A 26403-nucleotide genomic window follows, 5' to 3' on the forward strand; every position below is an offset into this window, starting at 1 on the left:
AATCGCTGTGAATCCCTCACCGCCCCGTCTTCGGCCCCAGCGTCGGAGCCATAAGCTGCATGGCGATCCTCCCACCATCTCCGCAGCGCTCGCATCGAAACAGAGGCGTGATGCTCCAGTGGTTGGCCTCGAAGTCCTCGCCCTTCCTGGCAATAAGCGCATCCATGTCCGCTACCTTGAACCGGTTGCAGGGGCCACAGGAGATCCCGATCCGGTAGCCGTGTTCCTTCAGCCGGCCTAGCGTGTCGATCTTGAGGGTGGGGTTGTCGGTCACGATGGCGAACCTTAGAACATATTAGGAAACTGATCCCAATCTCGGCTCTGGAAGCCCTTGAAAAACAGGAAAAATGGTGGGCCCGGAGGGACTGCGGAAACCCAGCTTCACCGGGCTTCTCTGCGCAGAGTGGGACAAAAACCGCTCGTTGATCTTGCTAGATTTTCGGTTGTGCATGTCCCAATGTCAGGAATTGACAGACCCAGAACATTGTAGGAACAAAGTCCTCACGTGCGGCGGATCACGCAAGCACAGGAGGCCGCTATGGCAAGACGCAGGACGATCACAGAACTTAGCGACATCGAAGTCGCAGCCTTCATGCGACACTGCGTGGAAACGCAGAAGGTTGTTCAGCCGCTCCAGGCGAAGCTGCGCGTTGACTGCGACCTCTACCGCGCCCTGGATGATTTTCACGACGCGCTAAACACTGTCGTCTTGCGCATGTCGGGCCGGGATACTGTTCCTTGGGACAGCAAGCACGGCTGGGCGCCTTAACAGCCAGACACCACCTTTTTAAGGGAGGCCGCTCCCTCGCGCGCGTAGCTCTGCCAGTTGATCCCGCACCCGATTGATCTCGGTCTGCAGGTTCTGGATCACGTCGCGGCCGTTCCCGAGGGAGCTGCTGAATTGCGAAAAGTCGCCGCGCTGCTGATCGATCTGCCGCTGAAGGTTCGCAGTGTCCCTCGCGATGCTCGACCGGATGTCTGCGATCTCATGGTCGCGCGAAAGGTTGCGCTCCGACCACTCGTTCCGGTGAACCATGCTCGTGCGGAGATCTGCAACGGCGCCTTCCATGCGTGCCCGATCTTCTGCCGTGCGCTGTGAGCGCCAGGTCATCTCTTCGCGGGTCACCACTGTTTCGCCCAAACGGCTCAGCGTGGCGTCGATACGGGTTTGTCCCTCCCGGATGGGCCAGTACACCAAGCCGCCAATGGCAATGATTGCGGCCAACATGACGCTGAGCGCCTGCCACTGAGGCTTGTTGCGCTCGGCCAATGTGGTGGACAGGGCAGCGATCGAGCTGCGCGTTTCATTCGTGAAAGACGTGATCGAGGTTTCCATCTGGCGAAAGCCAGATCGCATCTCGGTTTCCAGATCCGACTGGCGCCGGCCGAGGTTGGTGACGCGCTCGCCAAGCTGGGCCTGGACCGCATCCATATACATGCGCGCGGCTTCGGTTTCGCCGTTCCCGTTGGGGACTGTTCCGGGCATCAGTCTTCCTTTGTCGAGCAATACGCATCACGTGCCGCGTTGTTTGCGCGCACGTCGAGCTGGGTCTGGTCGGTGTCCCGGCTGGAATAGGTGACGGGCTGCCAGGCGCTGCACACATCGCGCGCCAGGGCCGCCTCAGTCGCGGCGGTAGGGGTCGGCTGGGTCGGCAGCAGTCCGGCCGTCACGCACCCGCTCGCGAGCATCAACGGCAGCGCGAACGCGGCGGCCATGCAGGATCTCGATTTCATCGGCCACTGCCTTTTCGATGTCGGCACGCTCCGCCCGCCGCGCAACAAGCACGGCGAGCTGGAGCAGAAGGTTGAGGAGCGACAGCCAGGCCATCAGACCGAAGGCTGGTTGGCAGGGAAGAAGTAAACGCAAACGGCGGTGATCAGTGCGATCACCGATCCCTGGATCTCAGGTGTGGCGAGTTCATTCGGCAGAAGGCCGAACGCGACAGCCGCACCGAAGGCCGCGCCAACGACGCTGCCGATCAGCTTCGAGTAGTTACCCATGATTGTTCTCCTTGGAGGATGCCCGGAGACCGCCGGGCGCGGATCTCGTCACGCCTCGTTGGTCGAGAGCACTTTGCCGCCAGCGTTGACCGTCACCCGCTCACCCGAGGCCGAGAACGACTTCGGCCAGCGCGCGCCGAGCAGGCGGTTCTTGGCGATACGGGCGACGGTGACGGCGTCGGACTGATTGCCGCCGAGAACGTGATAAGCGTCGGCATCTTCGCCGGCGTAGAAGCCGACATGACCTTGCCAGCCATTCTTTGAGCCGCGCCAGAAAACGAGGATAGCGCCGCGCTGCGGATCAACGGCGCGACCGAACTTCAGCCATTCGCGGGCGCCGAGGCGGTTGAAGCTTTGAGGATCGAGCGGCGCGCCGATCTTCATGCAGTGCGCCACGAACAAACCGCACCAGGCAACATCGTCGCCCGTGTACCCTTGGTCGAGGTTTTCGGCCCAATCCATGATGATGGGGTTGTTGCCCTTGCCAGCGACTTCCTTGGTGCCCTTCAGGCGCTCGGCTTCAGCAAGCCACGGCAGACCGCCAATCGCCGCAGGCTTTGGCTTCGGCCGCGCTTCCGCTTCCGGATCGAACAGGCGCGTCAAGGTAATCGGGCCAATGAACGCACGCGGGTTCAGCCCATGGGCGCGCTTGAAATCGGACACGGCTGTCTCGCTCAACGGGCCGGGAGCGCCGTCGATTTTGCCCGTATACCAGCCGAGTTCATGCAGGCGCGTTTGCACGGCCTCGAAGGCCTCATCCTTCAGGGACATCACGTTCTCCAATTTTCAGATTCTCAGGTCAGGCTAGGATTGCGGCCTGGGTGGATTCCTGCTGACTTCCGCACCGGGAACAGCGAACAGGGCCAAGGATGGCAAAGCCTCAGGGGAAGTGCATATTTTGTGGCGGATCACGGCTAACGCATGAACACATCATGCCCGCATGGGTGGGTCGTTTGCTCCCTGAGAAGGCGACCGGTTTTTCGAAGGGCGGCCCGGCAGTAAGACGCGTCGGCGATACCTTCACCATAGAAGTGACACCCCCGAGAGCCAAGCAGGGCAACTTGCTGGGGAAGACAGTTCGCTGCGTATGCCTCAACTGTAACGGCGGTTGGATGAAGGCCATCGAAGATGCAGTGATCCCGGTCCTAGGACCGATAGTGCAAGGCGAATCGGTCAAGCTTAGCCCTGATCAGCAGAAGCTGGTCGCGACTTGGGCGGCCATCCGAGCGGCGGTGTATGACCGTGACGACAAGAAGGTGTCGGCGGTGACGCAGCTAGACCGGGACCACCTTTTCCACTCGAGATTTCCTCCGGAAAGCTGGCTTATCTGGATCGCTAGAAACGACGGCGGAAAGCTCTGGAGCCCTAGTCGATACTGGCACGAGATCGCTTATGTAGGGCCGCGACCAAAGGCTGGACAACCATTACAAGCCAACTGCCATTTGAGCGTGATGTCAGCTGGGCGCTTGTCGATCTGGGTTGCTGGCGGAGAGGGTCATCAGTTTGCACCGGCACTTGGAGCACGCCTCAAAACTCTAGGAGGCACGCAAATTTGGCCAGCAGCCCGAACCTCAGTTGATGTGGCCTTAGTCGATGACGAAGTGCTTACCGACATCACCTTGAACTTCGCGATAGTTCGGTGATCGCCCGTCCCGGCCGGCTTCGATCCGGCGACACCCCACTCGCGTGGGAGCTCTACCAACTGGCTTACGGGATCGGGCGATCCCTGGGACTAGTCCACAGATGGATTCGAACCATCGCCACCCGCTTACGCGGAGCTCGACCACTGGCTTATGCGAACTATTCCCACGCTCCCACAAGAGGGAACGATCTTTTATAGCGTCTAACTACAGCAGTCGGTCACATCAACCAAACACCCCTCGCGCCTCGGTCGCGGCGAAATCGGCCTCCGCAACAGCAATAGGGTCGCGCTGGCTGACGCCGAGCGCCTCGATCAAGAGCCGGCCGGCTTTGAACTTCTTGGAAAGGTTTTGAGCAGCTGAGAAGGTAGCACTCCAGTTGGAGTACGGAATTCCGAACTTGCCCTTCAGACCGCTGAAATCGTTGGAGTTCGCCACCGTGGAAGGGTTTGCAGCAGTCTTCCGGATCCCGCCGAGAGGCCGGGTGCTCAGTCCGATTACTGCGCCATCGAACCAGAGTGCCACCTGAGTGACGGTTCCCAAAATTGCGGGATCAATACCACTATGCACGACCGCGTCGGTGCTGTTTGTGGCCTTCGCCCTGCGGTGCCAGAGCTGCCGAACACCGCTATTGGTTCCGTGCCCCAGCTGGAAGATCTCAGGCCCGCCTTGCCAACCGTTGCCCGTGTCAGTGAAGTTCAGGTAGGGGATCTCGCCAGAAAGTGAGTTCCAGTCATCCGCCGTGGGGAACTTGATCCAGGCGATCGCGAGATATCGTTGCGCATTCGCATAGATCGCGGCAGCTACGCTGGCAGGAACTTCCATATAGGTCGCGCGAGCGGTCACTCCTGAAAAGTCGAGCATCCCACCGACTACCGGAACGTTCTGCCCGGCCGGTATCACCATCTTGCCGTTCGCGTGCTCGGAGGTATCGATGATGGGCCCATCATTCTGCGCCGGGTTTCCGGCTTGGTAGGAAGCGGGGTGAGCGACGTCGGCTCCGAAGAGCCCGCCGTTGTTGAAGTCAGTCCACCAATGCACATCCTTTTTCAGGACCGGAAGAGCTGGGTTGTTGGTGACTGCAGGCGAGCGGATAGCAATGCCGGCCATGGTGGCGATCTCCTAAAGTGAGTGAACGAGGGCGCGGTAGAGCGCGTCGGCCGCAAGTGGGCCGCCGAACAAAGCGTCTTCGTGAGTGTTGTCGGGAAGCGCCGGGAGCGGGCTTGTTGGCGAGTAGTCATCCAGGCTGAGACCGAAGTACGGCTGCAGGTCGATGAACGGGTAGTTCTTCGCCACGCACATTTCGCGCACGGGTACGGTGATCTCGGACATCAAGGCGTCACGTCCGAGGAAGTTTTCGGAAGGCATCGCGATCAGGATGTCAGCTCCGGGGCTAGCCTGACGCAAACGCTGCGCAATGATGTCATAGTCGACCGCAAGGGCCGCGCCGATCGTAGCCGCACTGCTCGTCGACGATTGGTTGTTCGTCCCGAGACCAAGAATGTAGAGCCAGCAGGGCATCATCGCGTGAGAAGCGATAAACTGCGCCTCGTTTTTCGAGCGGAAGTGCCCGGACACTGCACCGTTTTGACCGAACTTGTTGAAGCGGAAACCGTTGCTGCTCGTCAGGATGTGAAGCCCGTTGAACTCTTCTGCTCCCGACGAACATTCGATCTCGATCTTCGTGGTGTTCGCAGGTGCTGGAGGCAGGATCACGCGAGAAGGCCCACTTCCAACGGATGTATCGATAGCCGTTGACCACGCTCCGCTGTTGTAGCGGACGCGGATCGAACTGCTCGCAAGGGGCAGGTAAATCCATGCGACCTCAGACGGAGAGACGCCGCCAGGACAGTTCACAGCAACAACCGAGCCCGCCACCGTCGCCTTGGTGTAGGACATATCGGGCGTAGCAACGCTGTTTTGGAAGAAGTGGAAGGTGGCGGAGTAGCTGGTGGAATACTCCCCGATGAGAGCATGCGGGCGAGCCATGGCGCCGTTGAAATTGATGTAACCCCCACCGGCATAGCCAAAGCGCTTGCGAAGCCGAGTACCGAGGGAATGGCTGATGTTGGCGAGGTACGTCCGGCTGTCGCCGAGGAAGCCGATGGGGAACTGCGTATCGGTGACCTCAGTCTCCAGCCTGCTCAAAAAGACTCGGGTCCGACGAAGCTGATCGAGGTTCTCGGTTGCCCCCTTCAGATTTCCGTAGCCGTCGAGTGAGCGATCGATGCGAGCAGCGAGTGAGGGCTGAACGCCTCGAGCCGCAACCATCTCGGGCATCAACGGGTCGAGATCTATGCTTGGCAGAATGCCCATAACGCGGCTGTCGCCATCAGTAAAAACCGCGCGGCCATCCGGAAGGCCGATGACCGGGTAAGCCTCAGAGGTCTGAAACTCCCGGCCAACAGGCATCGCCTTCAAGGTCTTGATGATCCGGTTGTTCTGATCGACGAAGTAGACGGCATCTTCCGCGCCGATGATCTCCATGGCGAAGGCATCGACATCGCCGAACCGAACAAAATCAAAGAGGCCCGAGCTCCCCGCTACCTGCGGAGCATGAAACGTCGCGTCCTTCTTCCAGTGACCGATTTCGCGCTTCCGGCCGTCCCCATCTTGAGCCGAGATTACGACAAGCCGATCATCGCCAATGATGCCGGAGCTTGCCTCGAAGCTGACTTCCTGCGCCGTCTGCCTGGCGTCCAGCTCCTCCGACGCTGCCTCTGCGGCGGTAGTGCGCGCTGCTAGCGCCTGCGGTGTGTCATTGCTGACTTTGTAAAGCGGAGCGCTGCCGGTGCGATTTTCGTAGTAGCCATTGCCTTCACCTGCACCATCAGGCCCGAGCGTCGGCGCTGCCGGATCTGCCGTGACGTAAATGCCCTTGTTGAGCGCGATCGTGGTGCCTACGGCTGCATTAGCCAGCGCCAGCGTGGCGAAGCTTCCGGCGTTCTCGGCGGCCGCGATGGCGCTGCTGATCACAGGAAGCTGAGCAGCCACCTCGTTGATGCCGGCGATGTTGTCTGCTGCTTGCTGCACAGCGACCGCGTCGAGGGCGGCCAGCTTATCGGCGAGCGGCGCGAGCACTGCGACATCTGCAGACGCCGCGCCCACAGCGATAATGTCTGGCATGCTCTGCAGGATGCCATCCAGCAGAGTGATATCGATCTGAACGCCTGCAAGGAGGATCTCAAGCGCCTGTCGATAGCCGCTATCGTAAGGCGTGAAGGTAATTTCGTAGGGCGCTTCAATTTGCCCGGGGCCAGGCCACGCGGCCGCCAGCGTGACGGTTGTCGCGGTAACAGCAGCGACTCGCACAAGCAAGCCGCGGTGACCGCCGAAACGATCTCCCGGACGCACAGCCTGCACCAGGTTGCCCGCGTTCTGGAACGTAACAGTAAGGCCGCCTTCCTCGACGGTCGCGCTGCCGGTGCTATAGATGCCTGGCCAATCAGCCATGATCCCTCGCACGCATTTCGAGTTCGGCATTGCGCGCCCGGACCTTGCGAAGCTCCTGGTCGAGTTCGCGCACAGTGATCGCCATCATCAGAGCTTCGTTTTCCAGAAAGGCGACGCGGCGCTTATAGTGCGAAGCCACGGCATCGAGGATCACCGGCTGCGGCGCATCAGCGCCAGCCGCTTGGGTCGGTTCAGTCATCTTTGAAGTCCCTGCTACTAGCTGGGTTGGATGCCGTAGGCGGCAAGAACCGCTTCAACCGCGGCCGGCGTGGCCGCTATCTTCAGGTCAGCTTGTGCCCGCTGGCGGTCGATTTCGACCTGCGCGAGCTGCTCTGCCTGCACCTGCGCCTTGTCGAGAACGGCGTGTGCAAGATCAGCCTCACTGATGCCGCGAGCGGATGCTTCCGGCGCCAGCAGCGGCGAGGTGCCCCCGTCGAGAACGCGACGCGCCTCGTCAGCTTTAAGCGCATGAACCTCGTGGATGGCTCCGCCGAGCACCGCGTAGTGGCGGGTTGCGAAGCCTGCTTCCAGCCGCAAGAGCGCAGCCAAACGGACATTGGTCATGTTTTTCGCGAGCTCGATCCTCATTGAGCGACGATCTCCATTTCGAACGCGAGGTAGGGGAAGTGGTTGATCGCCAGCCGGTAGCTCGCCGGCAGGGTTGATCGCATCTGGATGGGCTCGCCGTCGGCGATGAAGAGCTCATCGTCGACCGTGAAAGAGACGCCGGCAGGAATGCCGCTGATCACCGCCTCATCCACGCCATCGGCGGCAATCACGGTCTTTGAAGTCTGCACCACCAGGCGCGGCCGCGGCCGGATCTGATTGACGTCGATGTCAAAGTAGACTGCGGAAGGATCCGGAACGTCCATGCCGTGGCCGACCCACCGAAAGGTCAGTTTAGGAAACAGCGGCGGATAGCCCTCGATCACATCCGGCGGGACTGACCCGCAATAGATGATCTCGCCAGTGACGGGATCGTGCTCGACAAACACAGCATTTAGTTGATCGCTCATCGCTTCGCTCCGAAGACACCGAGGCGGGAATAGGATGCGGACGCTGACGCGCCGGTGCTGGCCGTGGTTGAAAACTGCAGGGCAACATTGAAGGTCCCCGAGCCCACCGCGATCGGAAACACGAAGGAGAAGGCGCCGCCGCTGATGTTTCCCGTGCCGCCATTCGACTGACCGGCAACGAGTGTCATGTACTCGCTGCCATTGATCAGGATGCGGGCGACGATCGAGGCGAAAGCAGAACCGTCACTGCTTTGGACATCAATCCTGCAGGCGAAGAGGACGAAGAGGGTTCCGCCACCGCCCGCAGGCATCGAAACAGAGGTTTGGCAGGCGGTTGACCAGCCACTTCCGCTCGTTGTGCCGTTGTTGGTTACGACTGAAGCGGTGGTCGCCGCATACAAAGCCAGAGCGCTGGTATCGACGCCGCCGACCTTGAGCTGGTCGGTATCGATGCTGTGCGCCTTGATGTTTATCGCATCGATCTCGCCCACGATCAGCGACGCAAGCACGGCCGCGTTGACGCGCATCACGCCATTCTGAAACACGAACGGCGTGAATTTGCTTCCGGGGCTTGTTGGGTTCGCGATGTAGAAGCGGTCGGCAACGAAGCCCGCATAGCCAAGGCCGCCACTGGTCGCTTCCAGGAAGAGCGCGCTGCTGACGAAGTTGTTAGCGGAGCCATGCTGCACCTGGACGGCGTAGCGGGCGCCTCCTGCCGGACCACCGGCCGTGGCTTCCGCCCGGATGTTGATCGAAGCGGACACATCGCCGACGTGTGCTTCCAGCACATCAATGGACTGAGCCGTCGCGACGATCTCGCCGTTGATGCGCGTGACTTCCGTCTGCACCAGCTGCTCGACGGTCGCGAGCCCTGTCTCGAACTCGGCGCTCATCTCGTTGAGCACGGCCGTGATCACGCCATCCGGCCCGATCGCCAGGATGATGGACTCTCCCACAAAAGCGCGGGTGTCCTCGATTTTCAGCTCGACTTCTTCGCGGATGACCTTGCGGTCGATGAAGTTCGATGAAGCTTCGTTTTCCTCGTCCAGCATCAACTGGCGGATACGCTCGATCGCAGCGCGCGAACCCGTCGTGGCGAACTCGGTCATTCGCAGGATATGCTGCTGGATCTCCTCCAGCATGCCAGGCAGATAAACGTCCCGGTCGGTCAGCCGGATATCGGGCGTAGTGACCGGCAGCCAACCCGACCAGAGCGTCGGTCGACTGGACCGCGGCTCATAGCGGCCGCGCACACCATAGGCGGTAAGCGGCAGCAGGTTCTGGCTGATCAGAATGGAGCCAGCAGCGGGGTTATCCGTGCGACCGCGATAGATCACCTCTTCCGTGGCTGCGAGACGCACCTCGAACACCACGGCCGCGACGTCCGGCTGCTCGCCGTCCCATGATAGCTTGATCGCTGCTCGGCGCGCTATGCCGCTTTCATCGTAGAGCACCGCGCCTTCGGCATACCAGTCGACGATGATCTGCGGGGCAGGGCGGATCGGCCCCACCGGTCCGTTGACCGGCGTCCGATAATCCGTGTTCTGGTTCCAGTCGTAGTCGTTCGGATCGACTTCGGTCAGATCGACCATCACGTCGAGATTGGCCCTGTCGGCCACGCCATCGACACGGAAATGCTTGGTGATGTAGCCGTTGCGCGGCGAGGTCCAGGCGATCGTATCGACGCCGGGTTCGAGCACGCCGTACTCGGGCGTCAGAACGATCGTGTGCCGGCGCGCCCGCTGCGCTTCCTCGAGCGCCGACTTCATCAATCGTTGCACCTGGCCGGGATAAGGCACCAGGTCCAGCGACACATCGGCCATCAGGCGGCGATTACCGTCCCGCGCTTCGAGGTCCGCGCGGTAAAGCGCCGGCGCTGGTTTCGGCACCCACCCTTCGGCAGGTTCCGGATAGGTGGCAGCAACGCCGTTGATCGTGTCGGCTAGGCCAAAGAAGGGCGAGAAGCTTTGCGGCTCCGTCGAAAGGATCACGCCGTCGTCAATCGATGCCACCGGCGCATCCGGCGCGCCGACATGGATCTTGTAGGTGCCGCCGATCTCTGCCAGCCGCCCCTGGGCACCGGTGAGCACGGCCTCGATCGCGTCGGCAAGCGGCGCGGCCACCTGGATCTCTCCGCCCGTGCGATAGGTCGGTTCCGATCCATTCGGTCCGGCGATCGGCGCTCGGCACTTGTTGATCTGGGCGATCCAGTCGGCCACCGGCAGACGGGCGGCGGCAACACTCTGAAGGCCGTAGAACCACGTTGCGTTGTACTTGAGCCCCAGCAGCAGATTGTAGGCTTGAACGGCCGGCAGATGGTCACCGTCGCCGCCCCAAGTCGACGGGGTTCCGAGCCGATGCGAACCGCTGCCGCCGCGCGTGCTGTCGCGTGAGGGATCGTAGAGCTTTACGCCGTTCAGCGCGAACTTGAACTGGGGAAAGCCGCTGAACAGCTCCTCGTTGATCTGCGCCGTGACAATGGCATAGGCGACGCCGCGGCCGATGCGGCTTGATCCCCATGGCCGCTCGGCACTCGAAACGCGGTTGACGAGGAAGGCGTCCGGTCCAACCTGGTTGCCGTCATAGAAGCGGACCCAGAGGTGGTTGTTCGTTTCATCCGTGCGGTACTCAAGAACAGGAAAGCCCTGCTCATAGGTGCCATTGCTCCAGTCGATCGTGACCTTTTCGCCATTGACCCAAAGCTCGGCCAGTCCGCTCACCGGCAGGTCCGAAAGGGCAATGACCTGCGTCAGGTAGGCGTTCGGCGTCTTGTTCTCTTCGCCCCACGTGTTGACATAGACCAGCGAGCCCGCCGTTGCGCCTAAGCCGAGGATGAAAGAGCGCGGCAAGTCGCCGCCCGATTGTAGCTTCCCCTGAACGGAAAACTGCGCTTCCTGCGGCTTCCCGGCGATTGCCTTCGCGAGAAGGTTGAGCCCGATGCCGGCAGCGGTTTGCAGCACGAAGGCGCCGATCGCGCTGCTGGCGATAAAGCCAGACACAGCGGAGAACACGCCGCCGATCGCCGCTGCGATGCCGGAGAAAATTGCCATGGATGATCCGGGAACCCGACGCTTAAAGCGGCTTCAGAAAATGCGTTTCGATCGCGCGATAGCCGCGGCGTTCGTAAAGTCGTGACACGTCATTCGTGGCGAGCGAGGCCATGCCCGCGACGACGCAGCCAAGGGAGCGCGCCCAATCCTCATAGGCGTGGAGCATCAACAGCGCCGCGCGGCCGCGTGCGTCAGGAGCGACAAACCACACCGTTTCCTTCGCCATCTTGCCCGCACCGAACGGATGATCGAAGGCCGTCGCCATCAGCACACCATGCGCAGGCTCGCCGATCACTAGGCAGCAGGCGTCCGGACTTTCCGCGTGCCGCTTGAACAGCGCCTCCGCGCGAGCGGCTTGGAACGGAAACGTCCAGCCCGCCGCGGCATGGCTGTCGCGCAGCAGGCGGATCACCGCGAAGCGATCCGAGGCGGTCGCGTGCCGGATCAAGTCAGCTTTCCGTTTTTCCTGCCCCAGAACACTTCCCACTCGCCGACGGTGCCGGCATCGGCAAAGAAGTCGTCACCTGGTGAACGCAGGATCTGGCTGGCATGCGAGCGCGTATCCGGGTTGGAGCGCGTCATCTCCTGCGTATGGGACCGGCATTCCAGCCGAACGCTGCCTGCTTCACCCTCGGATGGCGTGGTGATCGGCGCACCATCCACGAAGCCAGCGAAGCGGCATTCCGCCGGCGCCACCATCTGCCGGGTGTCGGGATTGAACAGCCCGCGGAAGATCTCGACCTTGGCCTGCCGAAGGTCATAAAGCCGCGCCGCCTGCTCAACCAGTTCATCAAGCTGCGACAAGTCGATGGTCACCGTCTGCACAGTGATGTTTGCCACAAGCGGAATGTCGCTGATGGCGATCAGCGTGCCGGAACCGTAGAAGGCGCGGTTTTCCACCTGGCCGGTATCCGGACTGCGCACCTGCGCTGACACATCGCCGACGTCGGACCAGAAGCCGACCGCTTCCGGCGCATTGGTGGAGCGGTTGCGCGCCACGATCCAAAGGAAGTCGCGGGCAACGAGAACCCGTGCAGCCAGGGCTGCCTGATTGGCTGCTGAGATCGCGCGCATCAGCGGGCCTCGAGACCCTGGAACGAGATCGCGCCGCGGCCGGTGCTCGGATCCGCCGACGCTGAAACGGAGCCCGGCACGATCGTCATCAGGCAAGAGGGCTTGGCAATCTTCACGGCAGCACCTGCCGACACGCCGGGCCAGATGTGCGGCCGAACCTCAAAGCTGCCGGAGGCGTCTTCCACAACCCGATGCAGGTCAGCTGCACCGATCTGGATTAGGTCTCCAGCCTTGAGCGACACACCCGCCAGACCACTCACGCTGATCGTCTTCCGATTGGAAGCAATGGAGCCGAGAGAGCCGGCTGGGAGGGCGCCAGAACCCGGATGTGCGATGGGGCGGCAGCGAGATGAGGCATAGGCGATAAAACGCTTGGCGCCGCCTTCAAGCGCGTTAAGCCTGGCACGCCAACGGTCCAGCTCATTCGCGCGCAGGACGCGCGATTGCCAGGTGCCGCCCCAGATCGGAGAACCGAGATCCTTGACGCGTGTAACGCCATTCGCCTGGCGAGACGTCTCCTGCCGATGCACCAGGTCGAACTCGATCGACCAGCCGGGGAAGTCCGCCAGGATGTCGAAGGGATCAGCGAGCGCCATTAGAGCTGCCGTCCCTTTTGCGCCTGCCGGACGGTGTTGATCACATGCGCAGGCAGTTCGGCCTTCAGCTTCGCGACTTGCTGTTCGACGCGGGCTAAGCCTTCGCGATCAGCACCCCTCGCATCGATCGTGATGTTGACCGGCGCGCTGATGGCGCCGCCAGCAGACTTGCCGAGTGCGGTCGGGATCCTCGGGACGATGTGGCCTGACTGATTTGGAACGAACAGCTCCGGCCGCTTCTCACCTACGATGTAGGGCTGGCCCGCCCGAACCGGACCCCCGAACTCGCGCTTGGTAAACAGGCTGCCGATACCGCCAAGCAGCGAGCCGAGAAACCCGCCGCCGCCGCCCTTTCCACCGCTGAAGAGCGCATCCAGACCGCTGTTCAACAACCGGTCTGCCAGTCGACCTAAGGCGCTACCAAGTGCTTCGGTCGCACTCTTGCCGTTGATCATGTCGCGGATGAACGAGCCCATTGTTTCACGCCCGATTTCTGCAACTTCACGCGCCGCTTCAGCGGCCTTTTCTTGGCTGTCGCGCAGGCGATCGACGCTTGATGAGGCCGTGGCGTAGTTGGTAGCTAGCTCGTTGATCTTGGCTGACACTTCCGGCGTGATTTCTACGCCAGCTTTCTTCGCCTCATTGAGCAGTTCCTGCTTGATGCGGGCTTGCTCGACCTGGAAGCCGTAGTCGTTGATCAGCGGATTGACCCGACCCTGAGCCTCATATTCCGCATTAAGCACGTCAATCCGGCGCTGGATCTGGTCCACATCACCCTGAAAAATCTCTGCGGGTGTTTTCTTCGGCGCTCGCGGGGTTGATGTACTGATCCCAGCATCTTTGAGGCTGTAGCCGGTGCTGCTGAGATAAGCCTGTGCCTCCAGTCGGCGCCTCGTCTTGTTAACGCCCCCGTTGTCGACACCTAGCGAGGCAATAGCATTAGCCACCGCTTCAGGTCCGCCGCCATTCTGTATGGCTGCAACGATCTTCTTTGGCAGACTGCCGTAATTGTAAGCGATGGAAGTGAGCGCGGCCTGCTGACCTTCGGAAAGGCTGCGCCAAGTATCCAAGCCGATCGCCCGCTGGATGCCCGACTGAAATTCAACGATGCGACGTGCAAGATCCCGCTCGGCATCAGCCAAGGTGACAACCGTGTCGCGCGTTACCTTCTCAATCGTGCCATCGGAGCGGGTAGTTGTGTCCGACCCGAAGCCCGTCCGATAAGCGTTCACATCCCAGTAAGCGGTCTGCCGGAAGCCCTCGTGCTTCTTGATCATATCGGCCGCAGAACCCTGCGCCTTGCCAACCATCTCCCAATCTTTGGCGAGCCCATCGAGGTAGCCGGAAACAGAGCGCATAGCAGGGTTAAGATAGCCCGAGACAGCGTCCGCGATCTCCTTGATCGCACCTGCGCCTTGCGTGCCCAACCCGAGAAGTTGTGTTGTCAGGGCCGCCGCAACAGTCTTCGCCTCCTCCAGCGTTAGCGTCACCGCCTTCGATGCGTCATCCAGCTCCTCAATCGTGCTCACTGCCTTCGTGGAAGATGCTGCTAGCGCTTCGAGTTGAGTTATGACCGACTTCACCGTTTGGTTGCCGGTCTGCTCAAAGACGACATTCAGCGCATCGATAACACGCCTGAAATCCTCGGCGGTCTGAGAGTTGGAGTCGATCTTCGATGCCAGGACGCCGAACTCACGATTTGCATCAGGGACAATGGCAAGAATATCCGTGATGGAAGCCGTGATCCGGTCGAACTCCTCTCGGAAACCGCCGGCAACACTGTCTTTGGTGAGCCGGATCGCCTCCATTCGTTCGGCCGCGTCGGCAGCCCGGGTGAGCTGATCCGCATAGTCTTTGACTGCCGGTATCACCACGCCGTACTTGTCGGCAACCTTCTGAACGAGGGCGGCATGCTTGGCGATCTCTTCTGACGTGGCCTTCCCACCCGACATCCACTCGGAAAAGTATTGAACCGCCGCGCCAGCCAAGCCAATTGTGGCGATGGTCACAAGTGACACAGGGTTGAGCAGGGATGTGAACGCCCCGCCGAGAGCCGCAACGGTCCCGCGTAAACCACTGCCGCCGAGGACCTGATTGATCTGCGTGCCCTGCTGCAAGGCAATCAGGAACGGCGATTGTCCGCCCGCTAGCTGGACGCCAATGTCATTGATCTGCGCTGCAAGGTTGCCAGTCTGAAACGAAGAGGCTTTCATCGCGCTCTGGAAACGCTTCGCCCCTTGTTCAGCGGCGGTGAAAGCCTTGTTGCTATTCGCCGCAACACCGTTGAATGACGAGGCAGCAGCGGCACCCGACGACGCGAACGCCTGTTCGATCGCCTTAGTGTTCGCCTGCGTCTGCCCAACCAGCGACTTCAACTGCCGCTGAATTTGGCGCGTGTCAGCGCTGATGCTAAGCACCAGTTGTTCGTTGTCAGTTGCCAAGGGAGACCTCAGAGATGGAAGGCTGGTTGAAGGCGCTCATCGCTGCCGCCTGTGTTGCAGTTCTAGCCTCAGCTGGCTACTTCTTCTGGAACGAACGAAAATCAGCCTTAGCAGGCAAAGAAAGCGCTGATTGCGAGACGCTGATCCGCGTTGTTCTTAAAGAGCGCCCGGAGCGGGGAACGCCGATGTTCAACGCTGCATCGTCCTGCCTCTCAGATGGCAGGATAACCCAAGATCGATTTGATGAGCTAGTCAGACAAACTCGCTAAATCCCTAGCCAATCGGCAAGTTCGTCCTGCTCCTTACCCGTCAAACGTTTCTCGCTTTCAGGATCGTTTGTCTCGCGATAGCCCTCGACAGCCGCCAAGAACTGCCAGGTGCTCATGGCTCGCACCTGCTGGGGTGTGAAGCCTAAGACGGCTCCGGTTCCATAGAGGGCGGCAAATCTGACCCTTCCGTCTGGGAGAGCGGGCTCTCCTCCTGACTTGCCGCCTCGGATTTTTTTTCGAGTTCCTCCTCCGGCGCCCCGACGACCCCAGAGCCAAGCACCTGCTGGGCAATGACCAGACTCTGAAGCGGCGCTTTGGACATCACCTCGTCCCGAACGAGCTTTACAGCCTTTGCTGGCTCCGTGCCGCCGCCGATCAGGCCGAACTTGATCACGTCGGCGATGTCCTCGACGTACCAGCGACCCGAGACCAAACGGTCAAGGATCACATAGGGGCCAGCGCCGCGGGCCTCCTGCAGCTTCTCCAGATCGCCCCAAGCGAACCGGAAGGCGCGAATATCACCCGCGAAGTCCAGCAGGATAGAACCGTCACGGCTCACGGGGTCACCGTGCGGGTCATCTCGCCGTCGCTCTGCATCGATATCGACTTGGTAACGCGCCGGCCATTCTCACCACCTGCCTCAATGCTCTCGACGTGCATGCGGCCAACCCACGCGACAGTCTTGGCTGGAAACTCCAGCTCGATGCGTGCAGGAACGCTATCGACGCTCTCCCAAGCATCAAGCCAGGTCTCGACGCTTTCCTGCGCCATGACGCCTTCACCACTGACCGCCATCGAAAGCGATGTGGCATCCCGGCCGGTCCAGGACACAGCATCCGGATCGTCGCAATCAGGAAGGTTCACGTCTTCCAGCCCTTTGCTCAGTGTGAGTGATCGGCTGGTGAAACCGCAGGGCGCGGCATACACAATTGGCTCGGCATCGTTGCCGAGCATGACGCGGAGCTTTCCGCCCTTGGTGGTGACGGGCTGTGCCATAAGGGTGTCCTCTTCTATGGCTGTTCGATAATGGCTTCGAAGGTGAGTACGGCATGGCTGGTCTGGCCGTCCGGATCTCGAAAGGTACGGGTTTGCCGGTGGCGAAACTCCACCAGGGCATTGTCTTGCAGTGCCAGTTCTGGACCTTTGAGTGCCCGGCGAATAGCGTCAGCGATCCTCTTGGCTTCCGGGAAACCAACCGCGCGAGACCATACGTCGATATCGAGCGAGATCTCGAAGGCGTTGACACAATCAGCATCGTCGCTGGTCTCGTCGCCTTCCCCGACCGTGACATAGGGGAAGTCGGGTTTCTTCGGGACCGCGTCATAGACGCGGGTGCTGATCAGCGACGAAACGCCAGCAGTCGTCTTGAGACGCGCGACAATCGCGCCCTGAAGTTCGAGGGATGGCGACATTACTTGGTCTTGACCTTCTTCACGGCTTTGCGAACCGAAGCAGCCATCTTCCGCCGAATGCGAGGACGTTCCTGGCGATAGGTCGGAAAGATATGCGGGCGCTTCGCCATCTTGACCGTGCCGAACTCAAGGAACCGCCAAATGAAATCAGCGAACACGCCGGTTGCATTCGGATCTTTGGTAGACCCTCGGAGTCCTTGGCTGACCGGCTGCTGACCCGTCCGGTTCGCCAACCGATCTGCTTGGATGCTCGCTTGATATTGGCCGGTGCGCGGGCCTGGCGCTCGTGGCCTGATCTTGCTTGCAAGATCCTGCGCCGCTTCCATTTGTGCTTTCGCCAGCTCTTTTTCGGCTTCCGGAACGATACCGCGAAGGAGCTTCATGGTCTTCTCGCGACCGAGCATCTTCGCCTTGATCGCCATTACGCCGCCACCCCGGTGCTCACCTCAAGGTACACCCACCGCCGATCCGTCACTGCGTCCACGATCTTGACAGCGTATCGCTCGCCGGTCCTCACGTCGCGCATCTGCCAGTCGCTTTCGATCTGCCGCGTCTGGGTCGAGGAGCGGACATAAACGCCAAGTACGTTTCGGCCTTCCAGCCGCGCGGCAACAACAGCCTCGGAGCCGCCGCGGGAGCGAAAGGCTGCGTGGACTTGGAACTGTTCGGCAAAGGGGCCTTCCTCGTTGCCATAGTCAGGCCCTGTAGATGCGCCCCGCTTATCGAACGCAACGCGGTGCCGCAGCTCGCCGGCAGTGGGGCTATTCGCCATCGGCCGGCTTCGCCTTCGGCTTGATCTCCTCGGCCTTGCCAGCCGCAATCGCTTTCTCGGCGCAAACGGCCTTCACCAGCTTTTCGGTGCCAGCCTTGTAGGCGACGGTGACTTGAGCCGAAGGCTTGAAGTCGAAGTCGGAAAGGAAGCGCACACGTGGCATATCAGTCAAATACTCCATCGCCGATACTTGCCGATCAGTGCGCTTTCGATCCGCCCAAGATGCACGGCATTCACGCGCGCTGCTTCATCGATCATGGTTTGTACCCGCAGCTTGATCGCGGTCTTGATGTCATCCGGAACATCGGATTCCGGCACCGCACCTTCGACCGCATCAGCCGGCAACGGCCGGTTCGGCCATCCGGCTCGATACTGGATCAACACCGCTTCGCGTTCATAAAGGTCGACGGGGAAGCCGTACCCAGCATCGAACCGGATTGATGATGCGCCACCAGCATCCGTGCGCAGCGCGTATGAAGCAGGAGGAACCGTCGCCACTTGGCCAGCAACATTGCGCCACGTGACACTATCGACACCGATCACCGGCCCAATTGGCAATGCCAGTTCACGGAAGAACCGATCAAAGCTCTGCGACCAGCTTTGCTCGGCAAGCGCAATGCCGAGGATGCCTGTCCAGCCCTCATAGTGATCGACTGCGCTGCGGATCTGGCTTTCGATCTCCGTATCGAGATCTGGGTCATCAATCCGGAGCGCGAGCTTCACCGCCGCCACGGAGATCGGCAGGATCGATGGCGGTGTGACAAGGGCCGGTCGGCGCATGGTTACTCAGCCGTTTTGTTGTTAACTGCCGGCGCCTTCTTGTTTTGCACCGTCGTGGCTGCCTTCTTTCCCGCCGAGGAAGTGCTGTCATCAGCTTGTGGCGCAACGGGCAGCTCCGGCGGAACCACAGAGGTATCATCCATCGGCGGCTCGATCGGAGACGAGATCTCGGCAGCTTGAGCTGCGGCGATTTCTTCTGGCGTGCTGCGCGCCGCGTATCCTGCCGGCGGGTAGTTCTCTGCCTTGTAACCAGCTGAGAGGTATTCGGCGATGGTCGGACCATCCTGCCGCAAGCCCTCGTCATCGCCAGCCTCGCGAACGGCATTCATGGCTTCCAAGCGGTCAAAATCGACGCGGTCGAATTCTCGCGCAGTACCTTCTGGCTGGCCGTCCAGCGGCTTGGTGAGGATTGCTTTCACGGTATCCATGGCTTCACTCCTTCGGTTCATGAAACCGGCGAGCCGCTGAAGCGCGCCGGTTGTGATGAGCCGAATCCGCTTATGCAACGCGGCCGAGATCCCCGTAGACGATTGCCTGCGGACGATAGATCGCCATCGCGAGACGCTCCTCGGCACGGATCGTCACCTTGTTCTTGACGAAATTGTCCTGGTCTTCAGTGGACACGTCGATGGTGGCGTCTTGCCGATCGAAGATCTGGGCAGCGAGGTTGAAAGCACCGACCAGAGCCTTGTCCACTCCCATCGCCTGGGTTGGCACCACCGGCAGGCTCCAAAGCGTCGGCGAAATCGTGCCTTGAGGATTGCCGATGATGTAACGGCCTTGGGTGTCCTTCGCCATTTCGATGGCCGCCCAGTCGATCGGGTTCATCACGATGCCGTTCGGCGGATATTCCGCCAAAGCGGCCTGCAGGATCATCAAGCGGATGATGTCCACCTGAGTGGTGGCGGTCAGGCTGCCGGGCGCAGCGTACGCCGTGGCGGCAGTGACGAGGCCGAGCAGGTTCTGACCGGTGCCGGATCCGTTGAGCAGCTGGTTTTCCTCGGCGAGCGCGAGGCCATAACGCAGCCGCTGATCAATAATGGAGCGGAGACCAGGCGCATCGGCGAGGATCTGCACCGAGGTGCGGATCCAGTGCGCGATCGTGCGAACCGTTGCCGTCTTATCTTCGAACTGCAATTCCGACTGCGGCTTGAGATCGCCTTCGGCAACCGGAGCAGCGCTGTTGGTGAACAGCTTTTCCTGTTCATACTCGATCGAGTTGCTGGCGGTCGTGCCAGGCAGCAGGAGCGAGCGAACGGTGAGCCGGCGCTGCGGCAGTTCGACCTGCAAGCCACGGCGATCGGACGGGATCAACGCGCCGGCGGAACCAGCCGCATCGGTGGTGAGCGACGTGATGTCCTTAACGTCCACCAGAACGCGACCGCGAGGTCGGGTCTGACCGGCGAAAGACTTGAATGCTTCGTCTTCGGTAAACCGCTCGCCGGCCGTGAGGATGCGATCGCCTTCGCCACCACCTCGCGAAGTCTTCTGTTCCAGCTCATCGAGACGAGCCTTCGCTTCGTTCATGCCGGAAATCGCCTGATCCGCCAGTTCCTTGGCAGCCTTGGCCAGGGGTGTGCCTTTCTCGGCTTCGGCAAGGGCCTTTTCGGCAAGCTCTTTGACCTTGTCGTGCTTGGTTTCGAAGTCGCGCTTGAATTCCGCTGCAAGTTCGGCTGCAGACTTGGAACCGGTGCCGTCTTCGGCCTTGAAGAAGATGCGAGGGCCGAATGGCAGGGAAGCCAGACGAGCGATGCCGCCCGCTGCGGCAACGGCGGCGTAGGGTGCCAATCCTGCCAGTTCAGAGCCGCCGATCGGGCCGATGGCCGCGTGAGAAGCTGTTGCGGCGATAGCGCCGAAGACAGCGAGAAGCGCAACCGCGAAACCGCGGAGGTAGAAACTTTTCATTGTTTGTGTTCCTTGAGGTTGAGGGAAGGGCGTCAGCCCAATAAGGCTCGGAGAAAATCGAGCCCTTCATCCGCTTTCGCAGGTTCCCCCTGCGCCTTCAGGTGGATGCGTGCGGCGCGCTCCGCCTGCGAGTTCGAAAAGCCTAGCCCCTTGAGCCAGACCTCGAACTCTCGTTCTGTCAGCCGGTCCCCGGCCTTCAGCTTTTCCATGAGGTCGTGCGCGGCCTTCGCCGCCTTCACACTCTGCACGACTGCGTTTTCGTTGGCACCAACCGACACGATGCTGACCTCGACCAGGTCCAGCTTCTCAAGCGTCCAGATACCGGTCTCGGTGTCGACGCTGTATTCCTTGATCCGGTAGCCGATTGACAATCCGTCGATGTCGCCTTCCTTCAGCAGAGCATAGGCTTCGCGGCCACGCTGCACGTCCATGTTGAGCTTGCCGCGAAGCAGCAGGCCGTGATCGTCTTCCTTTGCGTCCAGCCATTTGCCGATCGGCTGGTCGGCGTTGTGCTGCCAGAACAGCTTCGGCATGGTGCCTTTTGCCTTGTGAGCGGCGAGGCTATCGGCATAGGCGCCCTCGGCGATGACGTCGCCGTAGGCATCCGGCTCGCCACCGAAGGTCGATCCGTAGCCCTCGAACTCGCCGCTGTCCTTCAGCGCCTTGATTTCGAGGATCGGCGCCGTCTTCTTATCCATCACCGGAGCGGCATGCTTACGCAGCAGGGTCGTCATTACGATCTCCATTGATGGCGCTTTGCAGGGGGATGTCCTGCATCTGGATGGTGACGATGTCGCCGCCAGGAATCGGCGGAAGGTTCTCCAGCGCGCGGCATTCATTGCGCGTGCGCAGGCCCATGCGGATGGCGCGATCATAGGATTCGTACCGGCTGGCAGTGTCCCCGCGCAGCAAACCTTCGAGGTTGAACTCGATTACCAAACCCTGAGCTCGACGTTCAGAGAGCGGCACGAGCTGCTTGAGCAACGCCTGTTCCTTCCGCTTGAGGCGCGGGCGCAGCGTGAATTTCTGGAAACCGAGCACGTCGACTTCCTTGCCGGTACCCCAGTTCGAGGACTTGTCGCCGAAGCCGACCATGGCGGGCGGCACACCGAAAATTCTACAAATTTCCTCGCCGCCGAACTTGCGGCTTTCCAGCATCTGCGCGTCCTGCGGATTGATCGAGAGCTGCGTCCAGGTCAGGCCGTTATCGAGCAGCATGGGCCGACCCTGGCGGATTGAGCCCATGTATTTCTTGGCAAGATGATCTTCCAGATCTTGGCGCTGCTGCGGGGTAAGCTGAACGTCCGGCTTCGTTGACAGAACACCTGTTGGGTTGACGCCATTCCGAAACATCGAGCCGGCTGCGCTCTCCGCCGCAAGAGCATCATCGAAAACGCTGCGGCACATCGAGAGAGTAGAGGCACCCGACAGGGCATCGCCGAACGGCCCGCGAATATGAAGAACGTCCGATCCTCGCTTGGTGACCGTGCGACCATCTTCGGTCCACGAATACTCGATCTCACCGCCGGCCGTGCGGCGGGCTTTGACTTTGTCAGGACGGATCGGGTGCAACGCGTTGACGATGCCTCCGGAACGGCGCTCGATCACGGCATAGGCGTTTCCGTAGAGTTCGATGCTGGCCGCCATGACCTCCCAAAAGTCGACCGCGGTCTGATCATAGTTCGGGCTGTCATGCAGCACAAAATAGAGGGGGTGATCGCGGGCCACCTCGCGAATGCCATCTGCGTTGGTGCGGTAAACCATCAATGGCAAAGACGCGATCGTGCCGGCAATCAGGCGCACGCACGACCATGTCGCGGACAGCCCGACTGCTGCGCCGCCCTTGGTCAGCTGAGTATCGCGATAGTCCGAGACCGTGACCTGATTGACGACGAAATTGTCTGCGTTCTCAGTCGAGACCTCACCGCCCCGCCATGGCTCGATATCCTTGGTGCTGCCGAGGCCAAGCAGACGTCGATACCAACTCATGCGTAGCTCGCAATCCAGGCATCGGCATCGAACGCGCCTTTCGCCTCCGGGTTTTGGAACATCAGCATGGCCGCATTGAATAGCGCCATGAGCGGGTCGATCTTGGCTGCGCCGGAGACTTCTTTCGTCACCACATAATTGCTCCCGCGCAAGGTCTGTTTGGCGTTGCCGACAGCCCAAGCCATCAGCGCCTGGTCGCCATGGAGGAAGCGGCGGTCTTCAAGCTTGAGCGGCACCGACGAAACAGCCGTCTGAAGTTTCCAACCCTGCGCAACAGCCTGAACGAGTGGTTGCGTTAGTTCCTCTGCTTCAAGCGCATCGAGCAGCAGTGCCACGCCGGCGCTATCAAGGCCAATGCCGGCCTGTTCCGGCAGCAGACCGCTATCAGCAACACGCCGACAGATCGCTGCCGCCGACATAGCCTGTTCTTCGCCATCGGCAGCGACCACGAGATCGCCATCGGCTTCAAACTGTTCCAGCGAGGAGACGATCCCCTTACGGCGCTCGAAAACCGACTTTCGCGCCCATGCTTTGCCCCAGCCGAGCCAACGCTTCGTTTTCCGCTCGCGACCGATGACATAGAGGGCAGCTAAATCGTCTGCGCCGCCCCAATCGATTCCGATGGTGCAAACCTCTGATCTCGCCAGCAGCTCATTGAGGCTGGCAAGGCTCTTGTCGACGCAGCTGGTCCAATATGGCGCGCCCGACCATCCGTCGCTTCCGATGCCGACGCCGACCTCTATGTTGAGGTGCTGGCTCGCCCAAATCGACAGCTTGTCGATGCCGGCTTCCCGCGCCTCCCGAAATTTCGGCAGTAACCGCTCGGCGGTGATCGACTTGCCTATGTTTGGAAGCACGATGTTCCAATTCGTTGGATCAGTCCAAGGCTGCGCCTTGTCTGCCTGCATCGCTGTCGGAAACTCGTAGAGCATCGGAAGCGTCTCGGCATCCTTGAACTCACCGTCGCGGATGGACCGCGCCAGCTTCAGCTCATCCTTGAAGATGCCGGTTGGTGGCTCGTCGGACTGCGTCGTGATGATGATCACGAAGCCTTCGGCGTTGGCGACAATGCCGCCCTCGATCTGCGTCATCACCTTGGCGGCGTAGCTGATCTTGCCAAGTTCATGCAATTCGTCGACGAGGACGCCAACAGGCTTCGCGCCGGTCATGACTTTGTTGTCGAAGGAGCGGATACGCAGCTTAGCGCCGTTCTTCCGGTCTTCGATCGTCTTCAGGTGCTCACGGAGGTGGAAGCGCTTCGAAAGCCACGGGTCGGCCTTCACCATTCCCTCCGCCTGCTCATAGGCGCGCTCTGCTGTCGCCTGGGTAGGTCCAACCAACAGAAATTCCGCGTTGGGACGACGGTTGCGGATCATGGCCGTCATCATGATTGCCGCGCCGTTGGTCGTCTTCGAGTTTTTCTTTGGCACCAGCTGGAAGAACTTCCGCGCCTTGCGGTTCACGATCATGGTGCGATCGTCGTTCATCTCCACGAGGCCGAAGATGGCGCTAACGAAATCGCGCGCCCACTGTCCAGCCACGTCGCGAAGAAGGGGCTGCCCAGGCACATCCGGCAGCCGCAACTTGTTGAAGGTTTCGACGGCAAGCCGTGCTTCCTCATGGTCGAGTGGTAGAGCGTCAGGCAGCGGTGAGCGGCCGGCCTTCAGCTTCTCGAACCAGTCCAAGCACGAAAAGTCCGTCATCAGTGAGCGAGCCTCGGCGCGACCGCTTCCCAATCATCCGGCGGATTGTTCGCCTCGATCCGGTCGCGCTCCTTCTTCCCGAGCTTGCGCTTTTCGTCTTCGACCTTGTCGCCGAAGGCATCGCCAATCGCCGTGTCATGGCGGCGAAAGTATTCCTTCATCGCAGCGACGTTGCCCTCGCGTCCCATGTTCCACAGTGACAGGAGACCGATGGCCTCAACCCGATCACGGGCTAGGTCACGAACTTTGAGTTCGCGAAAATAATGCTTCCGCAGAGTTGGCTCGCTGATCCCAAGCGCGCCAGCGATGCGCTTGTCGACCCATCCCTGTGCCAGCAAGAGCATGATTTTGTTGCGGTTTTCCTTTGTAGGCACGTGCGGAGGACGCCCGCGACCACCGAAATTGGCCGGGATCGGATCGCCAAGAAGGTCAAAGGCGGCCTCAAAATCCGTCACGACAGAAAAAAACCTCCGAATGTGGGGGACGCGGGTCTAGCGGGTGAGGGGTCCTAGACTTTCGACCCGCCCCCCCTCCGGTCACTTGATCGGTGCGGCGCGATCCGACCCATTGCCCTTGCTGTTGTCGAGCACCACCAATTCGTGCCCGCCGACCGCCTCCAAGCGCTGCTCATCGATCCAGCGCGGTTCCTTGTCTGCATTCCATTGGGCACTACCGTTCGCGATCGGATCACAGGTCATGCTCATGAACCTCGCCTTTCCTCGCTCTGCTTAACCTTGTCGTGGCAGCCCTTGCACAGGCACTGCAGGTTGCGATCATCCCAGAACAGCGTCTCGTCGCCTCGGTGTGGCACCTTGTGGTCAGCCACCAGCTGCGAGGTCACAGCCTCAACCCGCTTGCAGATGGAACAGGTGAACAGGTCCCGAACGAGCACGGACCAACGCAGCTTCTGCCATCGCGCCGTCTTGTACCAAGCGCGCCACGCTTGGGTGCGGTCGCGAACGCGAAGGCGTTCCTGCTCGCTCTGCCCAGCGACCCCGATGCGGGGCGGCAGGGCGCCGATGCGAGGCGCTAAGCTCTTGAGCCTGCCCATGCTCCGCACCCCTGAAACACCAAACCCCGCCTCGTTTCCGAAGCGGGGTCTGATTTGGAACCTTCTTATCCGTGACGAGACATCCTCCAAATTTTGGGTCGCGTCAAGCTCTCTTTCGCATCTGCTGTTTGAACCATCGCGGAAACCGCCCTGCGAGCCTCGCCAGCGCACGTTCCTCTTCGTCACGGGCAAACTTGGCATCGGCAGGAAGATCGCGCAGGAGGCGCGGCTGCGGCTTGTTCTGAGCCCAAGGTTCGGCAGGGACGGTAGACGGAAGCATGATGATATCCTGCAGCTGGTGCGCAACGGCGTCGTGTAGGAGCCCCATCGCAGCCACCCAGATCTCATGTTCGGCGCGTTCCATGATCGTCGCAACCGGATCCGGGTCGAGGTAGCTCTTTGTGTAAGCGCCGGGCAGGGGGCGCCGCTGCCGGGCCGACCATCCCTCCACCTCAACCATTTCAGGCCGCGTGATGTCCTGCCCCTTGCTGTCCTGACCAACCACCACATGCATCAGCTTCTGCAGGAAGTAGCGTTCGCGCCGGCCGGTGCGCTCGACCTCGCAAGTCACATGGTCGAGCCGCAGGCTGTCCAGATTGTATCCCATCACGGCGCGACGGATGATCAGGTCGGAAGGCTTCACGCGCAGGCGGGCATGCCCGCTGCCGTCCTGAAGGGTCATCCGGCGCCAGGCAGTGCTGATCGCCTTGGCACCCAGCCCGCCGAAAGCATCCAGTTCGGGAGCGGGGTTCCAGCCCTCGGGCATCTGCAGGTCGCAATCGTTGAGCGTGTGAACGGCATCGGCGATCAGCTTGGCATCGGCGCAGGGCCAGGCTTGCGCGGAAAAGTCGGGCACACAGCCATATTCGTTCACGCCGTGCAGCTCGACGAGGGAAAGATACTCTTCCCACTGAGATGTCTTGTTCCATCCGCCGAGGATGTCGCGCGGCCCGGCCGCAATCTTCGGCGCCTTTGGCAATTCGTCGCGATAGGCCCAGGCCAGCACCGCTTCAACCGGGCCGCTGCGTCTTCCGGTTGCATCGCGCTTGATCAAGCTCAACTCGATGGGCCGCATCGACCCAAATTCGGTAACATCGACCCAATTTTCCATTATCGTCCCAAACCCTCGTTTTGCTAAGTTCTTGCTTTCGCAGGCAAATAAAGAAGGGTAGGGACGCTAGGGACGATAGGGACGGTAATCGGTAAGTAACGCATATGAGAGACAATCCTCTCTAGCCCCTATCCCCTAGA

General features: G+C 61.0%; 34 protein-coding genes and 1 tRNA gene. 3 read left to right on the forward strand and 32 right to left on the reverse strand.

What is annotated here, in order from left to right; translation table 11 throughout:
• Positions 1 to 16: 16 nt before the first annotated feature.
• Entirely contained in the window at positions 17 to 274 is a 258-nt protein-coding gene (locus tag J5Y06_RS07050; RefSeq protein ID WP_209334448.1) for a hypothetical protein, read from the reverse strand.
• Between the two features lie 264 nt (positions 275 to 538).
• Between J5Y06_RS07050 and J5Y06_RS07055 the strand changes: the two genes are divergently transcribed.
• Positions 539 to 769 (forward strand): hypothetical protein, encoded by a 231-nt coding sequence (locus J5Y06_RS07055; protein ID WP_209334449.1) that lies wholly within the window; start codon positions 539 to 541, stop codon positions 767 to 769.
• Positions 770 to 787: 18 nt separating this feature from the next.
• Here the strand turns inward: J5Y06_RS07055 and J5Y06_RS07060 are convergent, their stop codons facing one another.
• The 4 genes from J5Y06_RS07060 to J5Y06_RS07075 all read right to left on the reverse strand — a co-directional run bounded on the left by J5Y06_RS07060 (position 788) and on the right by J5Y06_RS07075 (position 2772).
• Positions 788 to 1486 (reverse strand): hypothetical protein, encoded by a 699-nt coding sequence (locus J5Y06_RS07060; RefSeq protein WP_209334450.1) that lies wholly within the window; start codon positions 1484 to 1486, stop codon positions 788 to 790.
• A gap of 135 nt (positions 1487 to 1621) precedes the next feature.
• Complete coding sequence (locus J5Y06_RS07065; protein WP_209334451.1) at positions 1622 to 1828, reverse strand: hypothetical protein; 207 nt, start codon at positions 1826 to 1828, stop codon at positions 1622 to 1624.
• Positions 1828 to 2001 carry a hypothetical protein gene (locus tag J5Y06_RS07070; protein WP_209334452.1) on the reverse strand — a complete coding sequence of 58 codons (174 nt, stop codon included), beginning with the start codon at positions 1999 to 2001 and terminating at the stop codon, positions 1828 to 1830. Before J5Y06_RS07070 ends, J5Y06_RS07065 begins: the two co-directional genes overlap by 1 nt.
• A gap of 48 nt (positions 2002 to 2049) precedes the next feature.
• A complete protein-coding gene (locus tag J5Y06_RS07075; RefSeq protein WP_209334453.1) occupies positions 2050 to 2772 on the reverse strand; it encodes an NlpC/P60 family protein in 723 nt (240 codons plus the stop codon).
• Between the two features lie 341 nt (positions 2773 to 3113).
• Here J5Y06_RS07075 and J5Y06_RS07080 point away from each other — a divergent pair, with 341 nt between their 5' ends.
• Positions 3114 to 3644, forward strand: a complete 531-nt coding sequence (locus J5Y06_RS07080) for a hypothetical protein (protein ID WP_209334454.1) — start codon at positions 3114 to 3116, stop codon at positions 3642 to 3644.
• A 91-nt stretch (positions 3645 to 3735) separates the two neighbouring features.
• Here the strand turns inward: J5Y06_RS07080 and J5Y06_RS07085 are convergent.
• The 11 genes from J5Y06_RS07085 to J5Y06_RS07135 form a co-directional block, all read right to left on the reverse strand.
• Positions 3736 to 3802, reverse strand: a tRNA-OTHER gene (locus tag J5Y06_RS07085).
• Positions 3803 to 3866: 64 nt separating this feature from the next.
• Positions 3867 to 4751 carry a hypothetical protein gene (locus J5Y06_RS07090; protein WP_209334455.1) on the reverse strand — a complete coding sequence of 295 codons (885 nt, stop codon included), beginning with the start codon at positions 4749 to 4751 and terminating at the stop codon, positions 3867 to 3869.
• A 12-nt stretch (positions 4752 to 4763) separates the two neighbouring features.
• Complete coding sequence (locus J5Y06_RS07095; protein ID WP_209334456.1) at positions 4764 to 7094, reverse strand: SGNH/GDSL hydrolase family protein; 2331 nt, start codon at positions 7092 to 7094, stop codon at positions 4764 to 4766.
• Positions 7087 to 7293, reverse strand: coding sequence for a hypothetical protein (locus J5Y06_RS07100; protein WP_209334457.1), 207 nt, complete (start codon positions 7291 to 7293; stop codon positions 7087 to 7089). Before J5Y06_RS07100 ends, J5Y06_RS07095 begins: the two co-directional genes overlap by 8 nt.
• A gap of 17 nt (positions 7294 to 7310) precedes the next feature.
• A complete protein-coding gene (locus J5Y06_RS07105; protein WP_209334458.1) occupies positions 7311 to 7682 on the reverse strand; it encodes a hypothetical protein in 372 nt (123 codons plus the stop codon).
• Entirely contained in the window at positions 7679 to 8110 is a 432-nt protein-coding gene (locus tag J5Y06_RS07110) for a hypothetical protein (RefSeq protein ID WP_209334459.1), read from the reverse strand. Before J5Y06_RS07110 ends, J5Y06_RS07105 begins: the two co-directional genes overlap by 4 nt.
• Entirely contained in the window at positions 8107 to 11160 is a 3054-nt protein-coding gene (locus J5Y06_RS07115) for a phage tail protein (protein ID WP_209334460.1), read from the reverse strand. Before J5Y06_RS07115 ends, J5Y06_RS07110 begins: the two co-directional genes overlap by 4 nt.
• A 22-nt stretch (positions 11161 to 11182) precedes the next feature.
• Positions 11183 to 11608, reverse strand: coding sequence for a GNAT family N-acetyltransferase (locus tag J5Y06_RS07120; protein ID WP_245247692.1), 426 nt, complete (start codon positions 11606 to 11608; stop codon positions 11183 to 11185).
• Entirely contained in the window at positions 11605 to 12234 is a 630-nt protein-coding gene (locus tag J5Y06_RS07125) for a hypothetical protein (RefSeq protein WP_209334461.1), read from the reverse strand. Before J5Y06_RS07125 ends, J5Y06_RS07120 begins: the two co-directional genes overlap by 4 nt.
• Positions 12234 to 12830: a hypothetical protein gene (locus J5Y06_RS07130; RefSeq protein WP_209334462.1), complete on the reverse strand. Its 597-nt coding sequence runs from the start codon at positions 12828 to 12830 to the stop codon at positions 12234 to 12236. Before J5Y06_RS07130 ends, J5Y06_RS07125 begins: the two co-directional genes overlap by 1 nt.
• Complete coding sequence (locus tag J5Y06_RS07135) at positions 12830 to 15247, reverse strand: phage tail length tape measure family protein (protein ID WP_209334463.1); 2418 nt, start codon at positions 15245 to 15247, stop codon at positions 12830 to 12832. Before J5Y06_RS07135 ends, J5Y06_RS07130 begins: the two co-directional genes overlap by 1 nt.
• Positions 15248 to 15285: 38 nt before the next feature.
• Here J5Y06_RS07135 and J5Y06_RS07140 point away from each other — a divergent pair, with 38 nt between their 5' ends.
• A complete protein-coding gene (locus J5Y06_RS07140) occupies positions 15286 to 15540 on the forward strand; it encodes a hypothetical protein (protein ID WP_209334464.1) in 255 nt (84 codons plus the stop codon).
• A gap of 142 nt (positions 15541 to 15682) precedes the next feature.
• On the opposite strand, the gene J5Y06_RS07145 is transcribed toward J5Y06_RS07140, so the two are convergent.
• The 16 genes from J5Y06_RS07145 to J5Y06_RS07220 all read right to left on the reverse strand — a co-directional run bounded on the left by J5Y06_RS07145 (position 15683) and on the right by J5Y06_RS07220 (position 26263).
• A complete protein-coding gene (locus J5Y06_RS07145) occupies positions 15683 to 16099 on the reverse strand; it encodes a gene transfer agent family protein (RefSeq protein ID WP_209334465.1) in 417 nt (138 codons plus the stop codon).
• On the reverse strand, positions 16096 to 16536 hold the full coding sequence (locus J5Y06_RS07150) for a phage tail tube protein (protein ID WP_209334466.1): 441 nt from the start codon (positions 16534 to 16536) through the stop codon (positions 16096 to 16098). Before J5Y06_RS07150 ends, J5Y06_RS07145 begins: the two co-directional genes overlap by 4 nt.
• A 14-nt stretch (positions 16537 to 16550) precedes the next feature.
• The gene (locus tag J5Y06_RS07155) at positions 16551 to 16952 is read right to left on the reverse strand and encodes a DUF3168 domain-containing protein (protein WP_209334467.1); all 402 of its coding nucleotides are present in this window, start codon (positions 16950 to 16952) and stop codon (positions 16551 to 16553) included.
• The gene (locus J5Y06_RS07160) at positions 16952 to 17374 is read right to left on the reverse strand and encodes an HK97-gp10 family putative phage morphogenesis protein (RefSeq protein ID WP_209334468.1); all 423 of its coding nucleotides are present in this window, start codon (positions 17372 to 17374) and stop codon (positions 16952 to 16954) included. The genes J5Y06_RS07155 and J5Y06_RS07160 overlap by 1 nt, the downstream gene beginning before the upstream one ends.
• Entirely contained in the window at positions 17374 to 17724 is a 351-nt protein-coding gene (locus J5Y06_RS07165; protein WP_209334469.1) for a head-tail adaptor protein, read from the reverse strand. Before J5Y06_RS07165 ends, J5Y06_RS07160 begins: the two co-directional genes overlap by 1 nt.
• Entirely contained in the window at positions 17714 to 17887 is a 174-nt protein-coding gene (locus tag J5Y06_RS07170) for a hypothetical protein (protein ID WP_209334470.1), read from the reverse strand. Before J5Y06_RS07170 ends, J5Y06_RS07165 begins: the two co-directional genes overlap by 11 nt.
• A 5-nt stretch (positions 17888 to 17892) precedes the next feature.
• A complete protein-coding gene (locus J5Y06_RS07175) occupies positions 17893 to 18504 on the reverse strand; it encodes a head-tail connector protein (protein WP_209334471.1) in 612 nt (203 codons plus the stop codon).
• Positions 18505 to 18506: 2 nt separating this feature from the next.
• Positions 18507 to 18932, reverse strand: coding sequence for a hypothetical protein (locus J5Y06_RS07180; protein ID WP_209335136.1), 426 nt, complete (start codon positions 18930 to 18932; stop codon positions 18507 to 18509).
• A gap of 70 nt (positions 18933 to 19002) precedes the next feature.
• Positions 19003 to 20409 carry a phage major capsid protein gene (locus tag J5Y06_RS07185; protein ID WP_209334472.1) on the reverse strand — a complete coding sequence of 469 codons (1407 nt, stop codon included), beginning with the start codon at positions 20407 to 20409 and terminating at the stop codon, positions 19003 to 19005.
• A 32-nt stretch (positions 20410 to 20441) separates the two neighbouring features.
• Positions 20442 to 21143 carry an HK97 family phage prohead protease gene (locus tag J5Y06_RS07190; RefSeq protein WP_245247693.1) on the reverse strand — a complete coding sequence of 234 codons (702 nt, stop codon included), beginning with the start codon at positions 21141 to 21143 and terminating at the stop codon, positions 20442 to 20444.
• Entirely contained in the window at positions 21124 to 22398 is a 1275-nt protein-coding gene (locus J5Y06_RS07195) for a phage portal protein (RefSeq protein ID WP_209334473.1), read from the reverse strand. The genes J5Y06_RS07190 and J5Y06_RS07195 overlap by 20 nt, the downstream gene beginning before the upstream one ends.
• Positions 22395 to 24101: a terminase large subunit gene (locus tag J5Y06_RS07200; RefSeq protein ID WP_209334474.1), complete on the reverse strand. Its 1707-nt coding sequence runs from the start codon at positions 24099 to 24101 to the stop codon at positions 22395 to 22397. The genes J5Y06_RS07195 and J5Y06_RS07200 overlap by 4 nt, the downstream gene beginning before the upstream one ends.
• The gene (locus J5Y06_RS07205) at positions 24101 to 24556 is read right to left on the reverse strand and encodes a helix-turn-helix domain-containing protein (RefSeq protein WP_209334475.1); all 456 of its coding nucleotides are present in this window, start codon (positions 24554 to 24556) and stop codon (positions 24101 to 24103) included. Before J5Y06_RS07205 ends, J5Y06_RS07200 begins: the two co-directional genes overlap by 1 nt.
• Before the next feature lie 81 nt (positions 24557 to 24637).
• Positions 24638 to 24805 (reverse strand): hypothetical protein, encoded by a 168-nt coding sequence (locus J5Y06_RS07210; RefSeq protein ID WP_209334476.1) that lies wholly within the window; start codon positions 24803 to 24805, stop codon positions 24638 to 24640.
• Positions 24802 to 25152: an HNH endonuclease gene (locus J5Y06_RS07215; protein ID WP_209334477.1), complete on the reverse strand. Its 351-nt coding sequence runs from the start codon at positions 25150 to 25152 to the stop codon at positions 24802 to 24804. Before J5Y06_RS07215 ends, J5Y06_RS07210 begins: the two co-directional genes overlap by 4 nt.
• A 103-nt stretch (positions 25153 to 25255) precedes the next feature.
• Positions 25256 to 26263 carry a hypothetical protein gene (locus J5Y06_RS07220; protein ID WP_209334478.1) on the reverse strand — a complete coding sequence of 336 codons (1008 nt, stop codon included), beginning with the start codon at positions 26261 to 26263 and terminating at the stop codon, positions 25256 to 25258.
• Between the last annotated feature and the right edge of the window lie 140 nt (positions 26264 to 26403).

The organism is Tianweitania sediminis, from assembly GCF_017813335.1.
Classification (GTDB): Bacteria; Pseudomonadota; Alphaproteobacteria; order Rhizobiales; family Rhizobiaceae; genus Tianweitania; species Tianweitania sediminis.